This window comes from Mycobacterium sp. IDUB_21 (genome assembly GCF_055419425.1).
The window spans coordinates 445,458-466,871 of sequence record NZ_JBVAXQ010000002.1 but is presented as its reverse complement, the minus strand read 5'-3'; the positions used below and the strand labels follow the sequence as shown (position 1 = coordinate 466,871).

The window sequence follows — 21,414 nt, the reverse complement described above, 5'->3', positions numbered from 1 at the left end:
CATGTTGCTGACCGTCCTGGTGATGGCTTTTGCCGTGAGCCTCGAACCGTTCCGGATCGGTATGACGGTCCTCATGTTGAACCGGCAGCGACCGGTGCTGCAACTGCTGGCGTTCCTGGCCGGCGGTTTCGCGATGGGGATGACCGTGGGTCTGGTGGTGTTGTTCGTCCTTCGACGCCGACTACTCGATTCGGCCTATTTCACCTTGCCCCATGTTCAAATCCTGATCGGCGCGCTGGCGCTGCTGGCCGCTGCCCTGGTGGCCACCAACGACCGGTGGTTGAGCCCACGCCGGGCAGCGCTGGCGACGCCCGCTCGACACCTGCTGAACGGCAGCTCGCTCTGGCTGGCGGCGGCGGCCGGCTTGGGGATCGCATTGCCGTCGGTGGACTATCTGGCCACCCTCGCAGTCATTCTGGCCTCCGGCGCCGCCGCCAGCACACAAGTCGGGGCGTTGGTGATGTTCCACGTCGTGGCGTTCGCCCTCGTCGAGATTCCCCTCCTCGGGTATGTTTTCGCTCCCCAGGCAACGCACACGGCGATCGTTGCGGTGAACGACTGGATCCGATCACGGCGCCGCGTCGAGGTCGCCACCCTGCTCGCCGTCGTCGGCGGCCTGTTGCTCGCCGCCGGCATCCTGGGGCGCTGACGGCGCTTCGGAAGCACCTGATTGCGACTCCGCCTCCGGCAGCTGACCGGCCAGGTACTCGCCGAGCCCCCCGATCGTCGGATAGTCGAACACCGCCGTCGCGTTGATCGTGAACGCCCCACCGAACTGGCTGTGCAGCCGGTTTCGAAGTTCAACCGCCATCAACGAGTCCGTGCCCAAGTCCAGGAACCGACTGGTTGCGGCAGGCGGTTGCGCCAGGCGCAGGAAACCCTGCACTTCGCGCTGCAGGAATTCGGTGATGAAATCGGCGCGCTGCGCCACAGGTATCTCCTGCAGTTGCCGGAGCAACTCGGCATCGCCGGTTGTCTCGCCCATGGCACTGGGCAACACCAGATCGAGAATCGGTGGGCGAGAACTGCCCAACACCTTCGCCGCACGCTGCCAGTTCGCCTTGAGGACGGTTGCCGCGGCCGTGCCGTTGGCCACGGCCTCGGCCAGCGCGCCGAGAGCGGCCGACGGTTCCAGCGGAACCAGGCCCTGCGCAGCGATATTGGCGCGAGCCGCCTCCGAGGAGGCCATACCGCCCTGCCCCCACGGTCCGAAGTTGATCCCGGTCGCCGGCAGCCCTCGCGACTGTCGCTGCGCAACCAGCCCGTCGAGCAGCGCATTGGCCGTCGAGTAGTTGGCCTGGCCGGGTGAACCGAGCAGGCTGGACACCGACGAGGACAGGATGAAGAAGTCGAGCTCGTCGTCCTCGGTCAGCTTGTCCAGGTGGATCGCACCGTATGCCTTGGGCACCAACGCCGTACGGAAGTGCTCCAGGTTCTGACTCGACAGCAGCGCGTCGTCGAGCACACCTGCGAGATGCACCACCCCGGACAGCGGAGGCAGATCCACCCGAATCTGCTCCAGCAACTTCTCGACCTCGGCCTCGTCGCCGACATCGGCAGCGAAGGTATGGATCCGGCACTTGTGCCGCTCGGTGATCTCCTCGATCACCCGCTGCGCCTCGGCATCCGGCGCACGACGGCTGGTCAGGACGATGTCACCGGCACCGAGCTGCGCCAGGTATGCCGCCGTGTGCAGACCGATCGCACCGAGACCGCCGGTGATCAGGTAGGTACGATCGGCGCGCGGCTGCAGCGGTTTCGGCATCTTCAGCACGATCTTCCCGATATGCCTCGCCTGCTGCATGCGACGGAACGCCGTCTTCGCCTCGGTGACCGGGTAGATCTCGGCGGGCAGCGGCATCCATTCGCCCTTGGCCAGGCCGTCGGACACCTCACCGAGCAAGGTGCGAATGCGGTCGGGTTCGGTGAACATCACCGTGTCCAACGCGACGATCTCGTAGGCGATGTCGGGGCGAGCCTGCGCCATCTGTTCGGCAGTCCAGATATCCCGCTTGGCGATCTCCGCGAAACGCCCGTTGCGCGCAGTCGCCCGCAGGGTCGCCTCGATGAAACCTTCGTTGGTGAGGCTGTTGAGCACCACATCAACGCCGGCACCGTCGGTATCCGCCAGGACCTGATCAGCGAAATCGGTTGTCCGCGAGTCATAGACATGCTTCACGCCGAGCTTGCGCAGCGTGGCACGCTTGAAGGTGCTCGCCGTCGCGTACACCTGCGCACCGTGCTGCAGCGCCATCTGGATGGCGGCCAACCCGACACCACCACTGGCGGCGTGAATGAGCACCTTGTCACCGGGATTCAGCTTCGCCCAGTCGAACGAGAGCCGAACCGTGAGCGCCGCGGCCGGAATGGTCGCGGCCTCCACCGCGCTGACCCCGTCCGGGATCGGCGCCACGAACTGGGCCGGCACGTTGAACCGGCTGGCGAAAGCACCCTGCATGGAGCCGTAAACCCGCTGGCCGACCTCGAGTTGCGTCACTCCCTCGCCCAATTCGGTGACGGTGCCGGCGAAGTCGCCACCGACCGGCCCCGGGTCGCCCGGGTAGAGACCCAGCACATTGAGCACATCCCGGAAGTTCAACCCGGCAGCCTCGACCCGGACCTGCACGTAGCCCGCATTCGGCGACAGCACCTCCGCCTCGGTCAGACGCAGGTTGTCGATCGCACCGCGCTCGGTGGGCGCCAGGGCGTAATCGGCTGCGCGCGGCATCACCAGATGACCACTGCGCGACCACTGCAGCAGCCGCGATGCCAACAACTTCCCTTGCCGTACTGCGATTTCCGGCTCGTCGACGGGCGTACCGAGCAGACCTGCCAGCGCCTTCACGGCCTCGGGTGAACCGTCGCAGTCCACCAGCTTGGAACGCAGCCCCGGTTCCTCGTTGACAATGGTGCGCCCGAGTCCCCACAGTGCCGCCTGCACCGGGTCGACCGGCTCACCGGATTCGGTCGCCACCGCGCGCTGCGTGACGATCCACAGTCCACCGGGAAGCTTCATCGACGTGTCGGCCTGCACGGTGTGCACGGCGCTGAGCAGGTGGGTGATCTCGGCTTCCAGCCGCGCGGCGGTTTGCGCACTCGACTCCTGATCCTGCGGACCGCTGCTGCGCCAGACGATCCCGGCGAACGGCATACCGCGCTCCTGGGCCTGCGCCATCAGCCGGCCCAGGGGCTCCGGGTCGGTGTTCCGGTCGAACGAGACACAGCCCGGCAGTTCAGCCGCCAGCTCGTCGAACCCGGCGATCAGCCAGGTGCCCGCGACACCGGCAGCCTCGTCGGCCGGTGGCGGTGCCGGCACCTCGTGCCAGCCGAGGCTGTACAGCAGCCGGGTGGCATCGCCACCGAGTCCGCGCAACAACGCTTCACGGGGCGCGCGTTTGACCGTGAACTCGCGAATCCCGCCGAGGCGCCGGTTGTCTCGGTCGACGAAGTCGAGATCGAAGACCTGGGTTTCGCTGTCGAGGGCGCTGGCGTGCCACCTGGCGCGGCAATAGAACCGCCGGGGCATCTTCTGCGCCAGCTCCACCTGCCCGTACCGCAACGGCAGGAACAGATCGTGCACGCCCTGCTCGGCCGCCAGCAGCGCCGGGAACGCCGGGAAGGCCACGCCGGTGCACAGGTCGAGCAGCACCGGATGCATCGGCTCTGTTCCGAGGTGTTCGGCGAGTTCCTCGCCCACGGTGATGTCGCCGATCGCCTCACCCTCGCCGAGCCACAGCGATTTCAGGCAACCGGACCAGCTGGGTCCCCACGCCAGCTCCATGTCGGCGAAGGTCTCGAACAGTTCCTGCGGCCGCATGCGTTCCAGCCGCTCGATGGCCTCGTCGACGGGGTCGCGCTCGGGCGCCGCGTCCGCCTCGGCATCAACCTCGGCGATACCACTGCGCAGCGTTCCGTCGGCGTTGAACGCCCATTCGGCATCGCTGACCCCGTAGGGACGGCTGTCGATCCGGAACTTCCAGCCGCCGCCCTCCTCCAGCGGGTGCAAGGTCAGCTGCACCTCACGAGAGCTCTTCTCCGGCAGGATGATCGGCTCATAGAAGAAGACGTCCTGCACCCGTGCCGGCGCTCCGACGGCCGCCAGTGCCATCGCCGCGTATGTTGCGCCCGGAACAACGACGGTGCCGTAGATGACGTGGTCGGATAGCCAAGGCTGGGATTTGACCGACAACCTGCTGGTGTACACCGAGTCGCCGGAAGCGAGATCCTTTGCGCTGCCGAGGATTCCCGACACCGCTGGGCCGTCCACAGTGATGCCGGACGACCTGGGCCAGAAGCGCCGACGCTGGAACGGATAGGTGGGCAGTTCGAGCCGGCGGCCGGGCCGGTGTGCCAAAGCGTCGAACTTCGGCCGGTGGCCGCTGACATAGGCCGCGGCCAGCGCCTCGGCGATCTGACGACGATCGCCGACGCCCTTGCGCAGCGACACGATCGCACGCGGTGCGGCCAGGTGTTCCGGCCAGACCTGCACGGCGTTGCCGGTCAGAACCGGTTGCGGCCCGATCTCCATCAACACCGAACATCCCAGCCCGGCCACGGTCCGAACGCTTTCGGCGAACTGCACCGGCTGGCGGGAATGCCGGCGCCAATACTGGGCATCAAGTGGCGTTTCGGCCATGAGCACCGTGCCGGTGCGGTTGCAGACCAACGGCAGCGTCGGCACAGCGAACTGCAACTGGGCCGCATACGACTCGAATTCGCCGAGCACCGGCTCCAGCAGCTCTGAGTGGAACGCGTGGCTGGTCTGCAGCCAGCTGCACCGGACTCCATCGTCGCCGAAGGCGGCGACTACCCGCTCGAGGTCCTCCCCCGGTCCCGAGAGCACCGTGTTGGGCCCGTTGTAGGCGGCAACCGACATCCGAGGAAATCCCTTGGCCACATCTTCGACGCGCTTGGCGTCGGCGAACACCGCCACCATCCGTCCGCCCTCGGGCAGGCTGCCGAACAGCCTGCCGCGCTCGGCCATCAGCCGTGCCCCGTCCTCGAGGCTGAAGACTCCGGCCACACACGCCGCCGCGTACTGGCCGACGCTGTGCCCCAGCACGACATCGGGCTCGATGCCCCAGGACTGCCACAGCCGGGCCAAGCCCATCTCGACCGCAAACAGTGCCGGCTGAGCAAACGACGTGTGCCGCAACAATTCCGCCGTGTCCCTATCGGTGGCGAACAGCACCTCCAGCAATGGCCGCGGCAGCATTGCGTCGACTGCCTCGGCACAACGTGTCACGGTGTCAGCGAAGACCGGCTCGGCGCCGAACAATTCGCGCGCCATCCCCGGATGCTGGCTGCCCTGCCCGGTGAACAGCCACGCCGTCGTGGGCCGGTCTCCGCACTCGCCGCGCACCACACCGGGCCGCAGCCGGTCCTCGGCCAACTCGGCCAGGCCGTCGTCGGCGCCGCGAACCGAATCCACGACCAGCGCCGCCCGGTGTTCGAAGTGCGAACGCCCCGTCCCGGCCGTGAGGCACAGATCGGCGATGTCGACGTCGGGGTGGGTGCTCAACCAGTGGCGATAACGCTGAGCCACCTCCACCAGCGCCTCGGGTGAGCGCGCCGACAGCGTCAGCACGCTGACATCGCTCGACTCGTCCCGGGTCTCGGGCTCCGGCGCCACCGTGGGGTCCTCGTCGGCGATCGGCGGTGGGGCCGGCGCCTCCTCGATCAACACGTGCGCGTTCGTCCCGGTGAATCCGAAGGAGCTCACGCCCGCGCGCCGGGGACGGCCGTTGGCCTGCCACGGTGTGGACTTCTCCACGACCTGCACCGGCAACGAATCCCACGGGATGTGCGGCGACGGTTTGTCGAAGTGCAGGCTCTGCGGCAGCATCCCGTGCTGCAGCGACAACACGACCTTGATCAGGCCGGCGGCCCCCGATGCCGACTCGAGGTGACCGATGTTGGTCTTCACCGATCCCATCAGCAACGGCCGGTCCGCATCACGGCCGGCGCCATAGACGGCTCCGGCCGCCTGCACCTCGATCGGATCGCCCAGCGGGGTACCGGTTCCGTGCGCCTCGAGGTAGTCGACGTCTCCTCCGGTCAGACCGGCTCGCGACAGCGCGGTGCCGATAAGTCGCTGCTGCGCACCGCCATTGGGAACTGTCAGACCGCTGGAGGCGCCGTCCTGGTTGACCGCGCTACTCGGGATGACCGCGGCAACCCGATCGCCGTCGCGCACCGCATCGCTCAGCCGCTTGAGCATCAGGATCCCGCAGCCTTCGCTGCGCACATAACCGTCGGCGGAGGCATCGAAGGTCTTGCACCGCCCGACGGGGGAAAGCATCCGCGCCCGCGAGGCCGCGATGACGGTCACCGGACTCAGCAACACGTTCACACCACCGGCAACCGCCAAATCGCAGTCGCCGGTGCGCAATGCCAGGCAGGCCTGATGAACGGCCACCAATGACGAGCTGCAGGCGGTGTCGACCGCCACCGCAGGACCTTCCAAGCCGAGCGCAAAGGCGACCCGCCCGGAGATGGCGTTGAGCGCATTGCCGGTGATGAAGTAGGGCTCGATCTTGTCGACCGGCTCGGCGGACAACAGGTGCGCATATTCATTGGCGGCCACTCCGACGAAGACGCCGGTTCGACTGCCGCGCAATGCCGACGGCGCGTACCCGGCCCGTTCGATACCCTCCCAGACCGTTTCGAGCATCAGCCGCTGCTGCGGCTCGATCCACACCGCCTCGCGCGGGGAGATACCGAAGAACTCCGGGTCGAATCCGTCGATTCCGTCGAGGAATCCGCCGAAGCGGCTGTAGATCTTGCCCGGGGTCTCTGGATCGGGGTCGTAGAACTCGTCGATGTCGAATCGGTCTTCCGGGACTTCCCGGATCGTGTCGACACCTCCGGACAGCACCTCCCAGAAGGCTTCCGGGTCGGGGGCGCCCGGGAAGCGACACGACACCGCGATGATCGCGATCGGCTCGTCGGTGCGTGTCGTCACCGAGGTCAACTCAGGCCGTGCTTTGGCCGATGCCTGCTCGCCGAGTTCCAACACGTCGCCGAGCAGGTAATCCACCACGTCGGACAGACGTGGGTGATCCATGGCCAGGGTGGCCGGAATCTCCTTGCCCACACCCTGTTCGATACGTCCCCGCAATTCGACCGCCATCAGCGAGTCCATGCCCAGATCGAAGAATCCCGCATCCTCGCGGATCTCCGCCGGATCGACGCGCGTCACCTCGGCTACCGCGTCGCGGAGGAAATTCGACAGCAGCCTTCTGCGCTGTTGCACCGGAGCGTTCGTCAGCCGCTCGACCAATTCGGTCTTTCCCGAGCCGGACGCGGACACCACCGCCCCAGTCAGTTGGCTGGGCACCTCGCGCTGCATATCCGCCAGGAATGGGCGCCGTCCCGCCTGCTGGTAAAGCGGCAGGAATCGGGCCCAGTCGACCCGCGCCACGATGCCCTGTGCCGGGCCCGGTACTGCCCCCCGCCCGGACGACGCAGCGATCACATCGGCCATACCCGCGAGTGCGTCGGCCGGCGACAGCGTCGCGATGCCACGTTTGCCCAGCCGTGCGCGAGCCTCCTCGTCGGCCATGCCCAGCGACCAGGGCCCGAAGTTGACGCTGATCCCCGGAACACCCCGCTCACGCAGCTGCCAGGCCAGTCCGTCGAGGAAGGCGTTGGCCGCCCCGTAGGCGGTCTGGCCGAATCCGCCCCATACCGAGGCGATTGAAGACGTAGAGACGAAGAAGTCCAGCTGGAGATCCGCAGCTGCCTCGCTCAGATGCCAAGCACCCCAGACCTTTCCGGCGAAGACACGATCCACTTCGGCTTGGTGGGATTCGAAGTCCAGGGCGCTCAGCGGGCTCGTGCCGATCTCACCCGCCGCATGGACGATGCCGGCCAACGGAGGTGATTCGGCCTGCACGGTTGCCAACAGGCTCGTGACGTCGTGCGCATCGGCGACATCGGCCGCGATGACCCGCACCGCGCAGCCGTATTGTTCGCGTATCGCGTCGATGCGCTGTTGCGCAGCATCACCGGGCGGGCGCCGGCCGGTCAGCACCAGTTGGCGCGCGCCGTGGGCGGCCAGGTATCCGGCGATTTCCAGTCCGATCGAGCCCAGTCCACCGCTCACGAGATACGTTGCGTCGTCACGCAATGTCAGCGGTGCTGAGATCGGCTCCCCGACCCGTCGAACCAACCGCGGGACATAGACGGTTGCATCACGCAGCGCCAGCTGGTCTTCTCGGAGGGCAGGATCACCCGGCCGCGCGATCTGGTCGATCAACCTCGACCACTCGTCGGGGCCGTTCTCGCTCAGGTCCGCCAGCCCGCCCCATACCTGCGGATGTTCCAGCGAGGCGGCCCGGCAGAAACCCCAGAGGCAACTCTGATCCGGTGACACGGTGTCGGTATCCGCGACTCGTTGAGCACCACTGGTCACCACCCAAATGGGTCGGCGCGTCTCAGCGCCGACCGCGGCCCGGAAGATCCGCCGTGTGCCACCCAGCACCTGGTGCTGCATCCGCGTCAGCGAGCGCGTCGACGATGCGGTGGCTTCAGCCTCCAGGGCCGCGACATGCAGGATGCGCAGGTCGGGTTCCCCGGTCGTCGCAGCGCGCAGCGCCGCCTCGAGCTCTTGTTCGTCGGCGTCCGATCCGGGCAACCCGAGCACCTGATGCCGGCATCCGCGCCTGGTCAGCGCCTCCACCAATGGCTCGATGACGTCGGCGTCATCGCCGATGATGAGCCAGGCGGATCCGCCTGCTTCCTCGGCGGCCGAGACCGGTGAGGTGGACTTCTCCCAGTGAATCTCGTAACGCGCGTCCGAGATCGACTGCGTATTGCGCTGCTGATTGTGTTGCGCGGCAAGCTTCGTCAATACCTTGCGCGTCTGCTGATCATCGCTCGCCTCGCCGAGCAGTGCCGCCAGTTCTTCGACCCGGCCCTCCTCGAGCAGCCGGACGGCTTGAGTGCCGACGAAGACGTGCTGCTGCTGGTTGGGCCGTTCCCGTCGATCGCGATACCAGTATTCGCGGTGTTCGAAGGGATAGCCGGGCAGGTCGACCTTGTGGGCGTGCGATGGCCGAACGGCGCCGAAGTCGGGCAGGTGGCCCAGAACGTAGGCGTCTGCGAGGGCCTCGGTGATCTGTCGCTGGTCGGCGGTGTTTCGGCGCAGTGATGCGATCGCCCGCGGTGCAGCGGCCGGGTCGGGCCATGCCCGCAGGGCTGCGGCGGTGAGCACGGGTTGCGGACCGATCTCCAGCAGCACCTTGCAGCCCAGATCGGCAAGGGTCCGAACGCTTTTGGCGAATTCCACCGGCTGTCGCGCGTGACGACGCCAGTAGTTGCCGTCCAGTTTCACGCTCCTGCCGAGCGCGGAACCGGTGCGGTTGCAGATCAACATCCGTTGGGGAGGGCGGTAGTCGAACTGATCGGCGTACGACTCGAACTCGTCGAGGATGGGATCCAACAGCGCCGAGTGGAAAGCATGGCTGGTCTCGAGCCAGTCACACCGGACGCCATCGCCGCTCAACCGGGCCACAGCCTGGTCCAGATCCTGCGCGGGCCCGGACAGCACGGTGTTGGCACCGTTGTAGGCGGCGATGGACAGGCTTGGGAATTGGTCGGTCAGGCCCTCGACCCGCTCGGCCGCGGTGAACACCGCGACCATCCGGCCGCCCGCGGGCAGAGTGCCGAACAGGCGCCCGCGTTCGGCCATCAGCCGTGCGCCGTCCTCGAGGCTCAAGACGCCCGCCACACACGCCGCCGAATACTGGCCGACACTGTGGCCGGCAACCACGTCAGGCTCGAATCCCCACGACTGCCAGAGGCGCGCCAGGCCCATCTCGACCGCGAACAAAGCCGGCTGGGCATAAGAAGTCTGCCGCAGTGTCGCTTCGGCATCTGGGCTGTCCACGTCGAAGACCACGTCCAGCAACGGTTTTTCGAGCACATCGGACAGCACTTCCGCACAGCGGGTCAGCGTCTCGGCGAACACCGGCTCGGTCTCGAACAGTTCACGAGCCATGCCCGGGTACTGGCTGCCCTGACCGGTGAACAACCAGGCCGTCTTCGGTGTGTCGCCGGATACTCCGCGGACCAGGCCCGGTGCCGGGCGGTCGTCGGCGAGCGCACTCAGCAACTCGGCGGCAGCTTCCTTGGAGTCCACCACCAGCGCAGCCCGGTGCTCGAGGTGCGCCCGCCCCACCCCGGCGGTGAAACACACGTCCGCCAGGGTGGCTTCGGGGTGCGCACTCAACCAGGTGCGGTACTGATCGGCGATCTTCACCAGTGCGGTGGGCGTGCGCGCAGACAGCGGAAGAATGCCGAACCTGGGTACGCCGGGCGTCTCAACCGGCTTCGGCGCCATCGCCCGTTCCGCGGACGCCAATGGAGCCTCTTCGATGATGACGTGCGCGTTGGTCCCGGCAAACCCGAATGAGCTGATGCCGGCGATCCGGGGGCGACCGTCGCGTTCCCAGGCGGTGGCCTCCTGAACAACCTGCACGGCAAGCCGGTCCCAGGGAATGTGCGGCGACGGATTGCGAAAATGCAGGTGCTGCGGCAGCAACTCGTGCTCAAGCGACAGGATGACCTTGATGACACCCGCGATGCCTGCGGCCGCCTCAAGATGCCCGATGTTGGTTTTAGCCGAGCCGATCAGTAGCGGCCGGCTGGCCTCGCGTCCTTCACCGAGCACCGCGCCGGCGGCCTGTGCCTCGATCGGGTCGCCCAGCGACGTGCCGGTCCCGTGTGCCTCCAGGTATCCGACGTCACCGGGCGCGATGCCGGCGCGCTTCAGGGCCTCGCTGATAACCCGTTGCTGAGCAACGCCGTTCGGTACCGTCAAGCCACCTGATGCGCCGTCCTGGTTGATCGCACTGCCCCGGATGACAGCGCGGATCCGGTCGCCGTCGCGGATCGCGTCCTCGAGCCGCTTGATGACGATGACGCCGCAGCCCTCGCCACGCACGTAGCCGTCTGCGGCCGCGTCGAAGGTTTTGCACCGACCGTCAGGCGCCAGCATGTGCGCGTGCGAGAACGTGATCATGGTCGCCGGGGTGAGCAGGACGTTTGCGCCACCGGCCAGCGCGAGGTCGCATTCGCCCAGACGCAGCGCCTGGCAGGCCTGATGGATGGCCACCAATGACGAACTGCATGCCGTGTCGACGGCGACCGACGGGCCCTGCAGACCCAACCGGTAGCTGATCCGGCCGGCCGCTGCGGCATTGGACGTCCCGATGGCCATATAGGCCTCGATCTCGGGATATGTCAGCTCATCGGATGCCATTCCCAGGTAGTCATGGGTCGCCAGACCCACGAATACACCGGTGTTGGTATTGGCCAAAGCCGTTGGTGCGGTACCCGAATGCTCCACCGCCCGCCACGCCGTCTCCAGCAGCAGCCGATGCTGCGGGTCCAGCAACCTGGCCTCGCGCGTCGAGATGCCGAAGAACGGCGCGTCGAATCCCGTCACATCATCGACGAAACCTGCCCGCCGGGTCACGACCTTGCCGGGTGTACCGGGCTCGGGGTCGAAGAATTCATCGACATCCCAACGGTCCGCGGGCACCTCCGACACCGCATCACGGCCCTGGCGCAACACCTGCCAGAACCCATCTGCATCTTCAGCACCGGGAAAACGCGCCGCGTAGCCGACGATCGCAAACCCCGATGACGACGACTTCTGATCCTCGAGGGATGCCATAGCGTTGTCCTCCCTGGCTCGGTCGGTCAAGATTCGAACTCCCCCCCCACAGACGGCCGATTTCAGAACAGACTTCCCGCCGTCGGCCGGCATTGCAAGGGCCGGGCCCGCAGCGACAACTGTTTGCCAGATGTAGCCCTTGATCGCCGCCCCATGCCGGGAAGTTACATCTCTAGCACGGACCACGGACTCCGCGCGCGGACGACGGGGCATCGCCCGCGACAGTGTCCATCCAGCGGGCTATCCTGACGGTCGCCGGCAGCATGGCCGGGGCGTCCAAGCCGAGGAGGGGCAGTTTGCGGATCGGGAAGATTACGGTCGGTTCACTCGATGAATGGACCTTGACCTCCGGCTCCGTCATCTCCTGGCACCCGACGGCCGCCGCTGTCGAAAAGGCTCAGCAGGCTCCGATCAGCGCTGTTCCGGTCAGTTACATGCAGGGCCAACATCTTCGTAATTACTGCGAACGGACGGCCGCCGGCCTGAGCTTTTCGCGTCAGATCATCGCAAGCTGCGAAGTGCCAGGTCAGTGCGATGTTTCGGCCATGGATCACGCGCTGAACACCTACCTTCGTCGGCACGACACCTTCCGCAGCTGGTTCGAGCAATCCGGCGATGGCGAGTTCATCAGACATGTCATCGACGATCCGGCTGATATCGAGTTTGCGCCCGTCGACCACGGAAACATGACGGCTGAGGGGATACGCGCTCATGTCGTGGCGATCCCCACGCCCCTGGAGTGGGGCTGCTTCACCTTCGGCATCGTCCAATGTGAGAACCACTTCACCTTCTTCGCCGCCATGGATCATGTCCACGGAGACGCGACGCTGATCGGCACCACGATGCTGGAGGCCAACGGAATGTATTCGGCGTTGAGCGGCGGGGGTAGTGCCCTGACGCTTCCCGATGCCGGTAGCTACGGCGACTTCTGCGTCCGCGAGCGGGAATACACTTCAGCACTGTCCGTGGATTCACCCGGAGTGCAGGCGTGGATTGATTTCGCCGAGAACAGCGGCAATGGCTTTCCCGAATTTCCGCTGCCATTGGGTGATCCATCGGAGTCAAGCGCCAGTGACATGTCCTCCGAACTTCTGATGGACACCGGCCAGACCGAGCGGTTCGAGGCAGCCTGCGCTACGGCGGGCGCGCGCTTCGTCGGCGGGTTGTTTGCCTGCTTGGCACTGGTGGAACACGAGTTCACCGGCGCTCTCACCTACTACGGGCTCACTCCCAGAGACTCCCGTACCGCTGCCGACAATTTCATGACTCAGGGCTGGTTCACCGGGCTGATCCCGATCACCGTGCCAATAGCTGCGGCCTCATTCGGCGACGCGGCGTGGGCGGCGCAGACATCCTTCGATTCAGGCCTGGACATGGCGAGGGTGCCCTATTACCGGGTGCTGGAACTGGCGCCGTGGCTGGACTGGCCACGACCAAACTTTCCGGTGTCGAACTTCCTGCACGGCGGAGCTGCTCCGCTCAACGCCATTCTCGCAGCAGGTGAGATGGGCCTCGCCAACAATATCGGCATCTACCCCGATGGCCGATACTCGTACCAGCTGACCATCTACATCTTTCGGTACGGCGAAGGTACGGTCATGGCGATCATGCATCCCGACAACCCGATCGCCCAGAAATCAGCTACGCGCTACATGGAGGCGATGAGGTCCGTCTGCGTGCGGGTCGCTGACAGCGGGCATTGGGGACGCGTCGCATAACAGGGGGTTAGGGCGATATGCGGCGGTTAGCCGATCTGGTGGTGCGATGGCCCTTGGTGGTGATAGGGGTCTGGGTCGCGATCGCGGCCGCGCTGCCACTGACTTTCCCCTCCCTCACCGAGATGGCCCAGCAACATCCGCTCCAGTTGCTGCCCAGAGATGCGCCCTCGAGCGTCAGTGCTCGAGAGATGGCCGAATCGTTTCAGGAATCGGGCTCCGAGGATCTGCTGCTGGTGGTCCTGACCAACGACGACGGTCTCGGTCGCGCCGACGAGGCCGTCTACCGCAACCTGGTCAAGGCCCTGCGCAGCGATACCGACAACGTCGTGATGCTGCAGGATTTCATCACCACCCCGCCGCTGCGTCCCGTCCTGACCAGCGAGGACAACAAAGCCTGGGTCGTGCCGGTCGGCGTCGCCGGTGAGCTGGGCACGCCCCAGTCGTTCACGGCCTTCAACCGCATCGCCGACATCGTCGATCACACCGTGGAACAGGCCCCGGACGGATCGTCGCTGACAGCACACCTGACCGGTCCGGCGGCTACCGTTGCCGACCTGACGGTCGCCGGCGATCATGATCGCCTCCCCATTGAACTGGCGATCGCCGTCCTGGTGCTCCTCGTCCTGCTGGTGGTCTACCGCAGCCCCATCACCATGCTGCTGCCGTTGATATCGATCGGGCTATCCCTGATGATCGCCCAGTCGCTGGTGGCCGCATACTCCCACGTGACCAGCTCGGGTGTTTCCAACCAGTCCATCGTGTTCCTGAGCGCGATCATGGCCGGCGCCGGAACCGACTACGCGGTCTTTCTGATCAGCCGCTATCACGACCAATTGCGGTCGGGGGCGGACTCCGACCAGGCGGTCAAGGGCGCGATGAGCTCAATCGGCAAGGTGATCGCCGCATCCGCCGCCACCGTCGGACTCACCTTTCTGGTCATCAGCTTCGCCAAGATGGGCGTGTTCAAGACGGTCGGAACCTCGGCGGCGATCGGGATCGGCGTGGCCTTCCTCGCCGCGCTGACGTTACTGCCGGCAATCCTGGTGCTGGCCGGTCGGCGGGGCTGGGTCAAACCCCGACGCGAGCTGACCGCCCGGATGTGGCGCAAGTCGGGCATCCGCATTGTGCGCCGGCCAACGACCCACCTGGTGGCCAGTCTGCTGGTGTTGGCCGCCCTGGCCAGCTGCGCCGGCTTCGTGCGCTACAACTACGACGACCGCAAGGCGTTGCGGGCTTCGGCACCGAGCTCGCTCGGGTACACCGCGTTGGAGCAGCATTTCCCGGTCAACCAGTCGATTCCGCAATACCTGCTCATCCAATCGCCGGATGACCTTCGCACGCCCGAAGCGCTGGCAGACCTGGAGCAGATGGCCCAGCGGGTCAGCCAGCTTCCGCACGTCGCCGCCGTCAGCGGTATCACCCGGCCCACCGGAGCCGTGCCCGAAGAATTCCGGGCTACTTATCAGGCGGGCGCCATCGGTGGCTTTCTGGCCGACGGGTCCGCCGAGATCAGCGGTCGCACCGGCGACCTGAACCGACTCGCCGACGGCGCCCAGACCCTGGCCACGAACCTCCGTGATGTACGTGGCCAGGTCAAGCGCCTCTCGGCCAGCGTCCAGGACGTGGTCAACTCCTTCTCGTCGATGAAGAACCAGTACGGTGGCGACACCCTGGTCCAGGAGGTCGACACCGCGGCCAAACTCGTCGACCATGTCAACGCCATCAGCAATTCCATGGGCTGGAATTTCTCCGCCGGTAGAAACATGTTCGGCTGGATAGGCCCGGTGCTGGCGGCGCTGCAGGGCAACCCGGTCTGTGATCTGGATACGTCCTGCAGCGCCACCCGCGGGGCGTTCGAACAGCTGCTCGGCGGACGCAATCAAGAAGACCTCGACGCGATCAGCGAGCTCGCACAGCAAATGCAGTCAATCCCGGACCAGCAGTCCCTGAACACCTCGATCAACCGCGTGCGCACAGCGCTCTCCAACCTCACCAACGTGATGCACTCCATGGGCATGGACAAGCCCGGTGGCCTGCAGACCAACCTGAGGTCGATGCAAGACGGGGCAGACCTCGTCGCCGGCGGAAGCCGGCAGATCGCTGACGGCGTCGCCGAATTGGTGAAGCAGGTCAAACAGATGGGCACCGAGCTGGACGCGGCCGCGGCGTTCCTGCTGACACTGAAAACCGGTGCAACTCAGCCGGCCCAGGCCGGCTTCAACATCCCGCCCCAGATCCTGAAGCTGGACGAGTTCACCGAGGCCGCCAAGATATTCATGTCGCCGGACGGCCACACCGTGCGGTACCTGGTGCAAACCGAACTCAATCCGTTCAGCACCGAAGCGATGGACCAGGTCAACGCCATCAGCCAGACCGCTCGAGAAGCCCAGCCCAACACCGCACTGGCGGACGCCACGGTATCGATGGCCGGGTACACCGCGAGCCTGCGGGATACCCGCGACTATTACGAACACGACATCCGGTTCATCATCGCGGCGACCCTGCTCGTGGTGCTGTTGACCTTGATCGCGCTGTTGCGCGCCGTCATCGCACCACTTTATCTGGTTGCTTCCGTGGTGATTTCGTACTTTGCAGCGCTGGGAATAGGCGTACTGATCATTCAGTTCCTCCTCGGCCAACAGTTGCATTGGAGCGTGCCCCCGCTGGCATTCGTGGTGCTGGTCGCAGTGGGAGCCGACTACAACATGCTGCTCGTGTCGCGAATGCGGGACGAGTCGCCGCACAGCATTCGTTACGGCATCATCCGTACCCTGGGTTCGACCGGCGGGGTGATCACGGCCGCGGGTCTGATCTTCGCCGCCTCGATGTTCGGTCTGCTGTTCTCCAGCATCAGTACCGTGGTTCAGGGCGGAATCGTGATCGGTATCGGGATCCTGCTGGACACCTTCTTGGTCCGCACCGTCACGGTGCCGGCCATCGCCACATTGGCTGGTCGGGCCAACTGGTGGCCGTCACGATTGGGTTCGCGCCGGTCACTGTCGGGACCCACCGGAGGATAGGGAGGGTTACACATGCAGGCGATGTATGTGAAACTACAAGGCGAGCCGGAGCGGTCAGGGGTGGCAGGGATGAAGAAGCTCGTCGCGGGAGTCACCGCGCTGGTAACCCTGGGCGCCACAGGTTGTTTCGGTGTCGGGATCAGCGCCGCCGACGACACCCCCGGCCATGACACCCCTGGTGGTAACGGGAATCCGGCCGACCGGACCGCATACGCACTCGGCGGCGCCCACGTCCTCGGTATCCCCTACGACGAGTACATCCGCCGCGAAGGCGCGGAATGGTTTCCGGGGCTGAAGCGAGAGATCGTCGACTACCCCGCGGGCCAGGTGCAGGGGCACGTGCTGGAGCGTCTCTTCCCGGGCATCGGCCGGATCGGAGAGGGCATCATGCCGGGCCTGGGTTTGGACGGCCCCAGCATCGGGGAATCGGTCGACGAGGGCGAGGGCAATCTCGATGCCGCGATCCGCAATGGGGGCCCCGGCACCGCGATCGGCTTGTCCGAGGGTTCGCTGGTACTGAACGCCGTGCAGGCTCGACTGGCCGATGACCCGACCGCTCCCCCGCCGGACAAGCTGAACTTCGCCACATTCGGCGACCCCATTGCCCGGCACGCCTTCGGCCAGAGCTTTCTGACCGCCATGTTCCCGGTGGGGTCCGTTGTTCCGGCAATGGACTACCGCATGCCGGCTCCGGTGGAGAGCCAGTACGACACCAAGATGTTCGTCTCCGCCTACGACTCGATCGCCGACTTTCCCGACCGGCCGGACAATATGATCGCCCTTGCCAACACCCTGATGGGCCTGGCCACCGGCCACACTGCAGTCGCCTTCACCAACCCGAGCATGGTGCCGCCGCAGAACATCCGGACGACGGTCAACTCCAGAGGCGCGACGACAACGACCTATCTCATCCCCGAAAAGCACCTTCCGCTCGTTATGCCGTTGGCATACATCGGGATTGACGAAGACACCCTCAATAAGCTGGACGCGATACTGATGCCCCGGGTCAATGCGGCCTACATACGAAACGACGATCCGGCGACCGCTCCGGTCCAAGTCGACCCGATCAATGGATTCGACCCCGCGGCAGTCACCGCACCAGCCAATCAGGCCACCTTCGGCGGCGGCGCGGACCCGATCTCGCAAATCCTCAGCGGCGCCATGTCGGTGTTGTCCGGGGGCGGCAAGGGCTGACAACCGCCCCAGGCCTACCGATTCCATGAGTTAGTCCGGACGTAATGTGACGCCTATGCCTCAGTCCTCTGTTCTGTCGATGCTGCACGGGCGCGCCAGCTTGCGACCACATGACGTCGCGTTCACGTTTACGAACTACGACCAGGCCTGGGAGGGTGTCCGCGAGAGTCTGACGTGGTCGCAACTGTCCCGCCGGACGTTCAACGTGGCACGCGAGTTGAGCTTTCACGGATCGGTTGGCGACAGGGCGGTGATCCTGGCGCCGCAATCCCTGGACTACATTGCGGCGTTCTTGGGATCCATGCAGGCCGGGCTGATCGCCGTTCCGCTGCCCTTGCCGCACCGCGGATCGAGTCATGAACGGGTGAGCGCCGTCCTTGCCGATACGTCGCCCTCGGTTATCTTGACGACGTCTGCAGTCGCGCAAGATGTCGCCGAGCATGTCGATGCAGCACAGCTGGACATCCTGCCGAAGATTGTCGAAATCGACGCGATGCACCTCGACGTCGAGGGTGATATCGGCTTCCGGACAACCGATTTGCCGAGCATCGCATACTTGCAGTACAGCTCGGGTTCGACCCGGCAGCCCACCGGGGCGATGATTTCGCACGGCAACCTGCAGGCGAATTTCGAGCAGCTGATGCGGGGCTTTTTCGCGGACGCCAAGGCTCCACCGGATACCACGGTTGTGTCGTGGTTGCCCTTCTACCATGACATGGGCTTGGTGCTGGGAATCTGCGCACCGATCTTGAACGGCTGGCGCGGCGAGCTGACGAGTCCGATTTCCTTCTTGGAGCGGCCGGCCAGATGGATACGGTCGCTGGCCGAGAATTCCCATGCATGGTCCGCGGCGCCCAACTTCGCCTTCGACCTGGCCGCCCGCAAGACGACCGACAGTGACCTTGCCGGGCTCGACCTCGGCGAGGTGCTGGGCATCATCAACGGCGCCGAACGTGTGGAGTCGGCCACCTTGCAGCGATTCGTCGATCGGTTCGCGCACTTCAATTTTCGGGATCGCATGGTACGTCCGTCATACGGTCTGGCAGAGGCAACCGTGTTCGTCGCGACGGGCACCTGGAGCGAATCCTCGCCGACGGTTCGCTTCGATGTCGACGAGCTGGGCGCGGGCCGGGCTCAGCGGTGCACGGGACCCAACGGCACGGCGCTGGTCAAATACGAGATACCCCAATCACCCACGGTGCGGATCGTCAACTCCGACACCCACCGCGAGTGCCCGCAGGGCCTGGTCGGCGAGATCTGGGTACATGGCGCCAATGTCGCCGACGGCTACTGGCGCAAACCGCCGGAGGAGCAGAGCTGCTTCGGTGTCGCGCTCGCCGACCCGTCGGCGGGAACGCCGGCCGGCCCCTGGCTGAGAACCGGCGACCAGGGGTTCCTCTACGAGGGCGGCCTGTTCGTCGTCGGCCGCATCAAGGATCTGCTGATCATCCGCGGGCGTAACCACTATCCCGAGGACATCGAGGCGACGGTCCAACAGATCACCGCGGGCCGGACCGCGGCGATAGCTGTTCGGCTCAGCGACACCGAGCAGCTGGTCACCGTCATCGAGATCAAGCTGCGCGGCGATTCCGGTCAGGAGGCGACGGACCAGCTCGACCGCATCAAGAGCGATGTCACCTCCGCGATTTCCACGGAACACGGTTTGAACGTCGCAGATCTCGTACTGGTGGCGCCCGGCGAGATCCCCACCACGACCAGCGGCAAGGTCCGGCGCGCGGCCTGCGTCGCGCAGTACGGCAAGGATCAGTTCACCCGATTGGATGCCTGACGCTGCCCTGCCGCTGCGGCGACTCGGCGAGCAGGCCGGGTAGCTCCACGCCGAGCACCAAGGGCACCGCGACGGCCGGCTCGACATGTCCGGGGCCACACGCCGACAGGTAGAGCTCGCGCAGCTTGGCCGTCCCGAAACGATCGGCGACGAAACGAGCGAACTCCCACGCCCGGTCGTAGGCCTGCGCTCGCCGCGGCCCCGGGGCGTCCAAGTCGGCGTCCGAGGGCAACGCCACCGGGGCCACCGGCGCGGCGGCCGGATCGGGGGCGGGCCGGGCCACAAAGTCGGCGACTCCCTCGGTAAGCCAGCGCGGCGCATCGACGGCAGTGTCCGCTCGGGCTGCGTAGTGGAAAAGTTCGTGGGTCAACACGATTCGCAGCGCCGGTGTGCTCATCGCGTCGGCGCGGGGAGCGAAAACGATCCGCTGGCCGTCCGCCAGTCGGCGGTCCGGATCGACCCCGTCGGCCACCGCGACCGCGGCGACGTCGGACCACTGCGCAACATCGGCGCCGTCGCCACCGGCCAGCGCGGCGAACTGCCTATCCGAGCCGGTGGCCGTCACCTCGATGCGGTGCGGCCAGTCGGTTCCCCAGAACGTCTCGACCGCCTCGACGGCATCACCGATATTGGCCTCGATCCGGGCCAGTAGTGCATCGCCGGCCGGGCCGCCGCGATTCTCCAACACGACCCTGCGGTGATCGCCCACGATCAACGCCGGGTCGGTCATCGGGCTAGCCGCCACGGTCAGCAACGCCGCGGCGGCGATCAGCTCGGCTGTCAGCAATACGGCCAGCAGTCGGCGGATGCCGATTCGGCGGCGCTCAGTAACGGCGGGCGTTGTGGATCGGACCGGATGAGGTCATCGGCACCACCCGGACCGGCTGACCGTAGGTGGACGAATGGATCATCATGCCGTCGCCGACATAGATCCCGGAGTGGGAGGCATCCGAGTAGAAGGTCAGCACGTCGCCGGGCTGTAGCTCCGAGAGCGACACTGCCTGCCCGCCGTTGGCCTGCGCCTGGCTGGAGTGCGGCAGCGAGATGCCGGCCTGGTTGAACGCCCACATCACCAGCCCCGAACAGTCGAACCCTCCCGGCGCCGCCCCACCCCAGACATAGGGTGTGCCGACCTGGGTCAATGCGGCCTGGACGGCGCTCGCGGCACCGCCACCTCCGCCACCGGGCACGCCCATCTCCATCGGGGGCGATGCGTCGGATCCGGGAGCCGGGAATCCGGGGAACTGGAATCCGGGGGCCGGCGGCTGCCCCTCGGGAGCGGGCTCCCCCGGTACGGCTTCCGGGGCCGGCCCGGGTGTGGCCATCGCTGTGCGCTGCTGGGGTGTGAGCGCGTAGTACTGGGATTTGACCACCGAGATCTGCAGCTGCAGGCGGCTTTGACGGGCCTGCAGTTCGGCACGCACCGCGGCGGCCTGCTCGGCCGCTGTCCGGGCGTCCTCGGCCGACTTGGCGGACGTCTGTTCGGCCTGGTCGGCCTGTTCGCTGGCGCCGCGGTAGCGCTCCAACTGCACCGACAGGTCACTGGCCACCACCCGCTGCACGGCAAGCTTGTCGATCAGCTGCTGCGGCGATTCGGCGGTCAGGATGGCGTCCAGACCCCCGACCCGGCCACCCATGTAGGTGGTGGCGGCGAACCGGTTGACCGCCGTCCGGTAGGTGGACAACTGCTCCTGTGCGGCGTCGAACGCGGCCTGATCCTGGGCGTGGGTCTGGTCGGCGGCCTGCTGGGCGGCGAGCTTCTCGCTGAGGTTGAGCTGCGCGGTGTGCATGGCTTCGGTGGTCTGCTCGGCCTGCCGCGACAGCTCGCTGAGCTTCGCCAACGCGTCGTCGGCCGGGTCGGCATGCACGCTGCCGACCAATGTGCCGGTCAGAGCCGTGACACCGGCCACCAGGCAAGCTGCGAGACCGAGAGCAGGACGCCTAAAAGCACGCAGATTCCACCGCATACGTTCGAGCTTCAAGATTGCATCCTTAACACTGCCAAGGGAG

Annotated in this window: 8 protein-coding genes; 5 read left to right on the top strand and 3 right to left on the bottom strand. The window is 66.3% G+C overall.

All coding sequences use genetic code 11. The annotated features are described in order from the left end of the window. The first annotated feature begins 1 nt into the window (after position 1). Positions 2-649, top strand: a complete 648-nt coding sequence (locus ACZYY4_RS05010) for a GAP family protein (protein WP_463808342.1) — start codon at positions 2-4, stop codon at positions 647-649. Here the strand turns inward: ACZYY4_RS05010 and ACZYY4_RS05005 are convergent. Continuing rightward, complete coding sequence (locus ACZYY4_RS05005) at positions 569-11,683, bottom strand: type I polyketide synthase (protein WP_463808341.1); 11,115 nt, start codon at positions 11,681-11,683, stop codon at positions 569-571. The genes ACZYY4_RS05010 and ACZYY4_RS05005 overlap by 81 nt on opposite strands. Positions 11,684-11,979: 296 nt before the next feature. Between ACZYY4_RS05005 and ACZYY4_RS05000 the strand changes: the two genes are divergently transcribed. The 4 genes from ACZYY4_RS05000 (at position 11,980) to ACZYY4_RS04985 (ending at position 19,404) form a co-directional block, all read left to right on the top strand. Further along, entirely contained in the window at positions 11,980-13,401 is a 1,422-nt protein-coding gene (locus ACZYY4_RS05000; RefSeq protein WP_463808340.1) for a condensation domain-containing protein, read from the top strand. A gap of 17 nt (positions 13,402-13,418) precedes the next feature. Further along, positions 13,419-16,421 (top strand): MMPL/RND family transporter, encoded by a 3,003-nt coding sequence (locus ACZYY4_RS04995; RefSeq protein WP_463808339.1) that lies wholly within the window; start codon positions 13,419-13,421, stop codon positions 16,419-16,421. A 69-nt stretch (positions 16,422-16,490) separates the two neighbouring features. Further along, a complete protein-coding gene (pe, locus tag ACZYY4_RS04990; protein WP_463808451.1) occupies positions 16,491-17,615 on the top strand; it encodes an acyltransferase PE in 1,125 nt (374 codons plus the stop codon). A 55-nt stretch (positions 17,616-17,670) separates the two neighbouring features. Further along, a complete protein-coding gene (locus tag ACZYY4_RS04985; protein ID WP_463808338.1) occupies positions 17,671-19,404 on the top strand; it encodes an AMP-binding protein in 1,734 nt (577 codons plus the stop codon). On the opposite strand, the gene ACZYY4_RS04980 is transcribed toward ACZYY4_RS04985, so the two are convergent. Both ACZYY4_RS04980 and ripC read right to left on the bottom strand, forming a co-directional pair. Then, positions 19,385-20,134 carry a hypothetical protein gene (locus tag ACZYY4_RS04980; RefSeq protein WP_463808449.1) on the bottom strand — a complete coding sequence of 250 codons (750 nt, stop codon included), beginning with the start codon at positions 20,132-20,134 and terminating at the stop codon, positions 19,385-19,387. The genes ACZYY4_RS04985 and ACZYY4_RS04980 overlap by 20 nt on opposite strands. A gap of 94 nt (positions 20,135-20,228) precedes the next feature. Beyond that, a complete protein-coding gene (gene ripC / locus ACZYY4_RS04975; RefSeq protein ID WP_463808447.1) occupies positions 20,229-21,371 on the bottom strand; it encodes a peptidoglycan hydrolase RipC in 1,143 nt (380 codons plus the stop codon). Between the last annotated feature and the right edge of the window lie 43 nt (positions 21,372-21,414).

Coding starts and splice junctions, on each gene's coding strand:
- ACZYY4_RS05010 (WP_463808342.1), top strand. CDS start 2: ATGTTGCTGACCGTCCTGGTGATGGCTTTTGCCGTGAGCCTCGAACCG.
- ACZYY4_RS05005 (WP_463808341.1), bottom strand. CDS start 11,683: ATGGCATCCCTCGAGGATCAGAAGTCGTCGTCATCGGGGTTTGCGATC.
- ACZYY4_RS04995 (WP_463808339.1), top strand. CDS start 13,419: ATGCGGCGGTTAGCCGATCTGGTGGTGCGATGGCCCTTGGTGGTGATA.
- pe (WP_463808451.1), top strand. CDS start 16,491: ATGAAGAAGCTCGTCGCGGGAGTCACCGCGCTGGTAACCCTGGGCGCC.
- ACZYY4_RS04985 (WP_463808338.1), top strand. CDS start 17,671: ATGCCTCAGTCCTCTGTTCTGTCGATGCTGCACGGGCGCGCCAGCTTG.
- ACZYY4_RS04980 (WP_463808449.1), bottom strand. CDS start 20,134: ATGACCGACCCGGCGTTGATCGTGGGCGATCACCGCAGGGTCGTGTTG.
- ripC (WP_463808447.1), bottom strand. CDS start 21,371: ATGCGGTGGAATCTGCGTGCTTTTAGGCGTCCTGCTCTCGGTCTCGCA.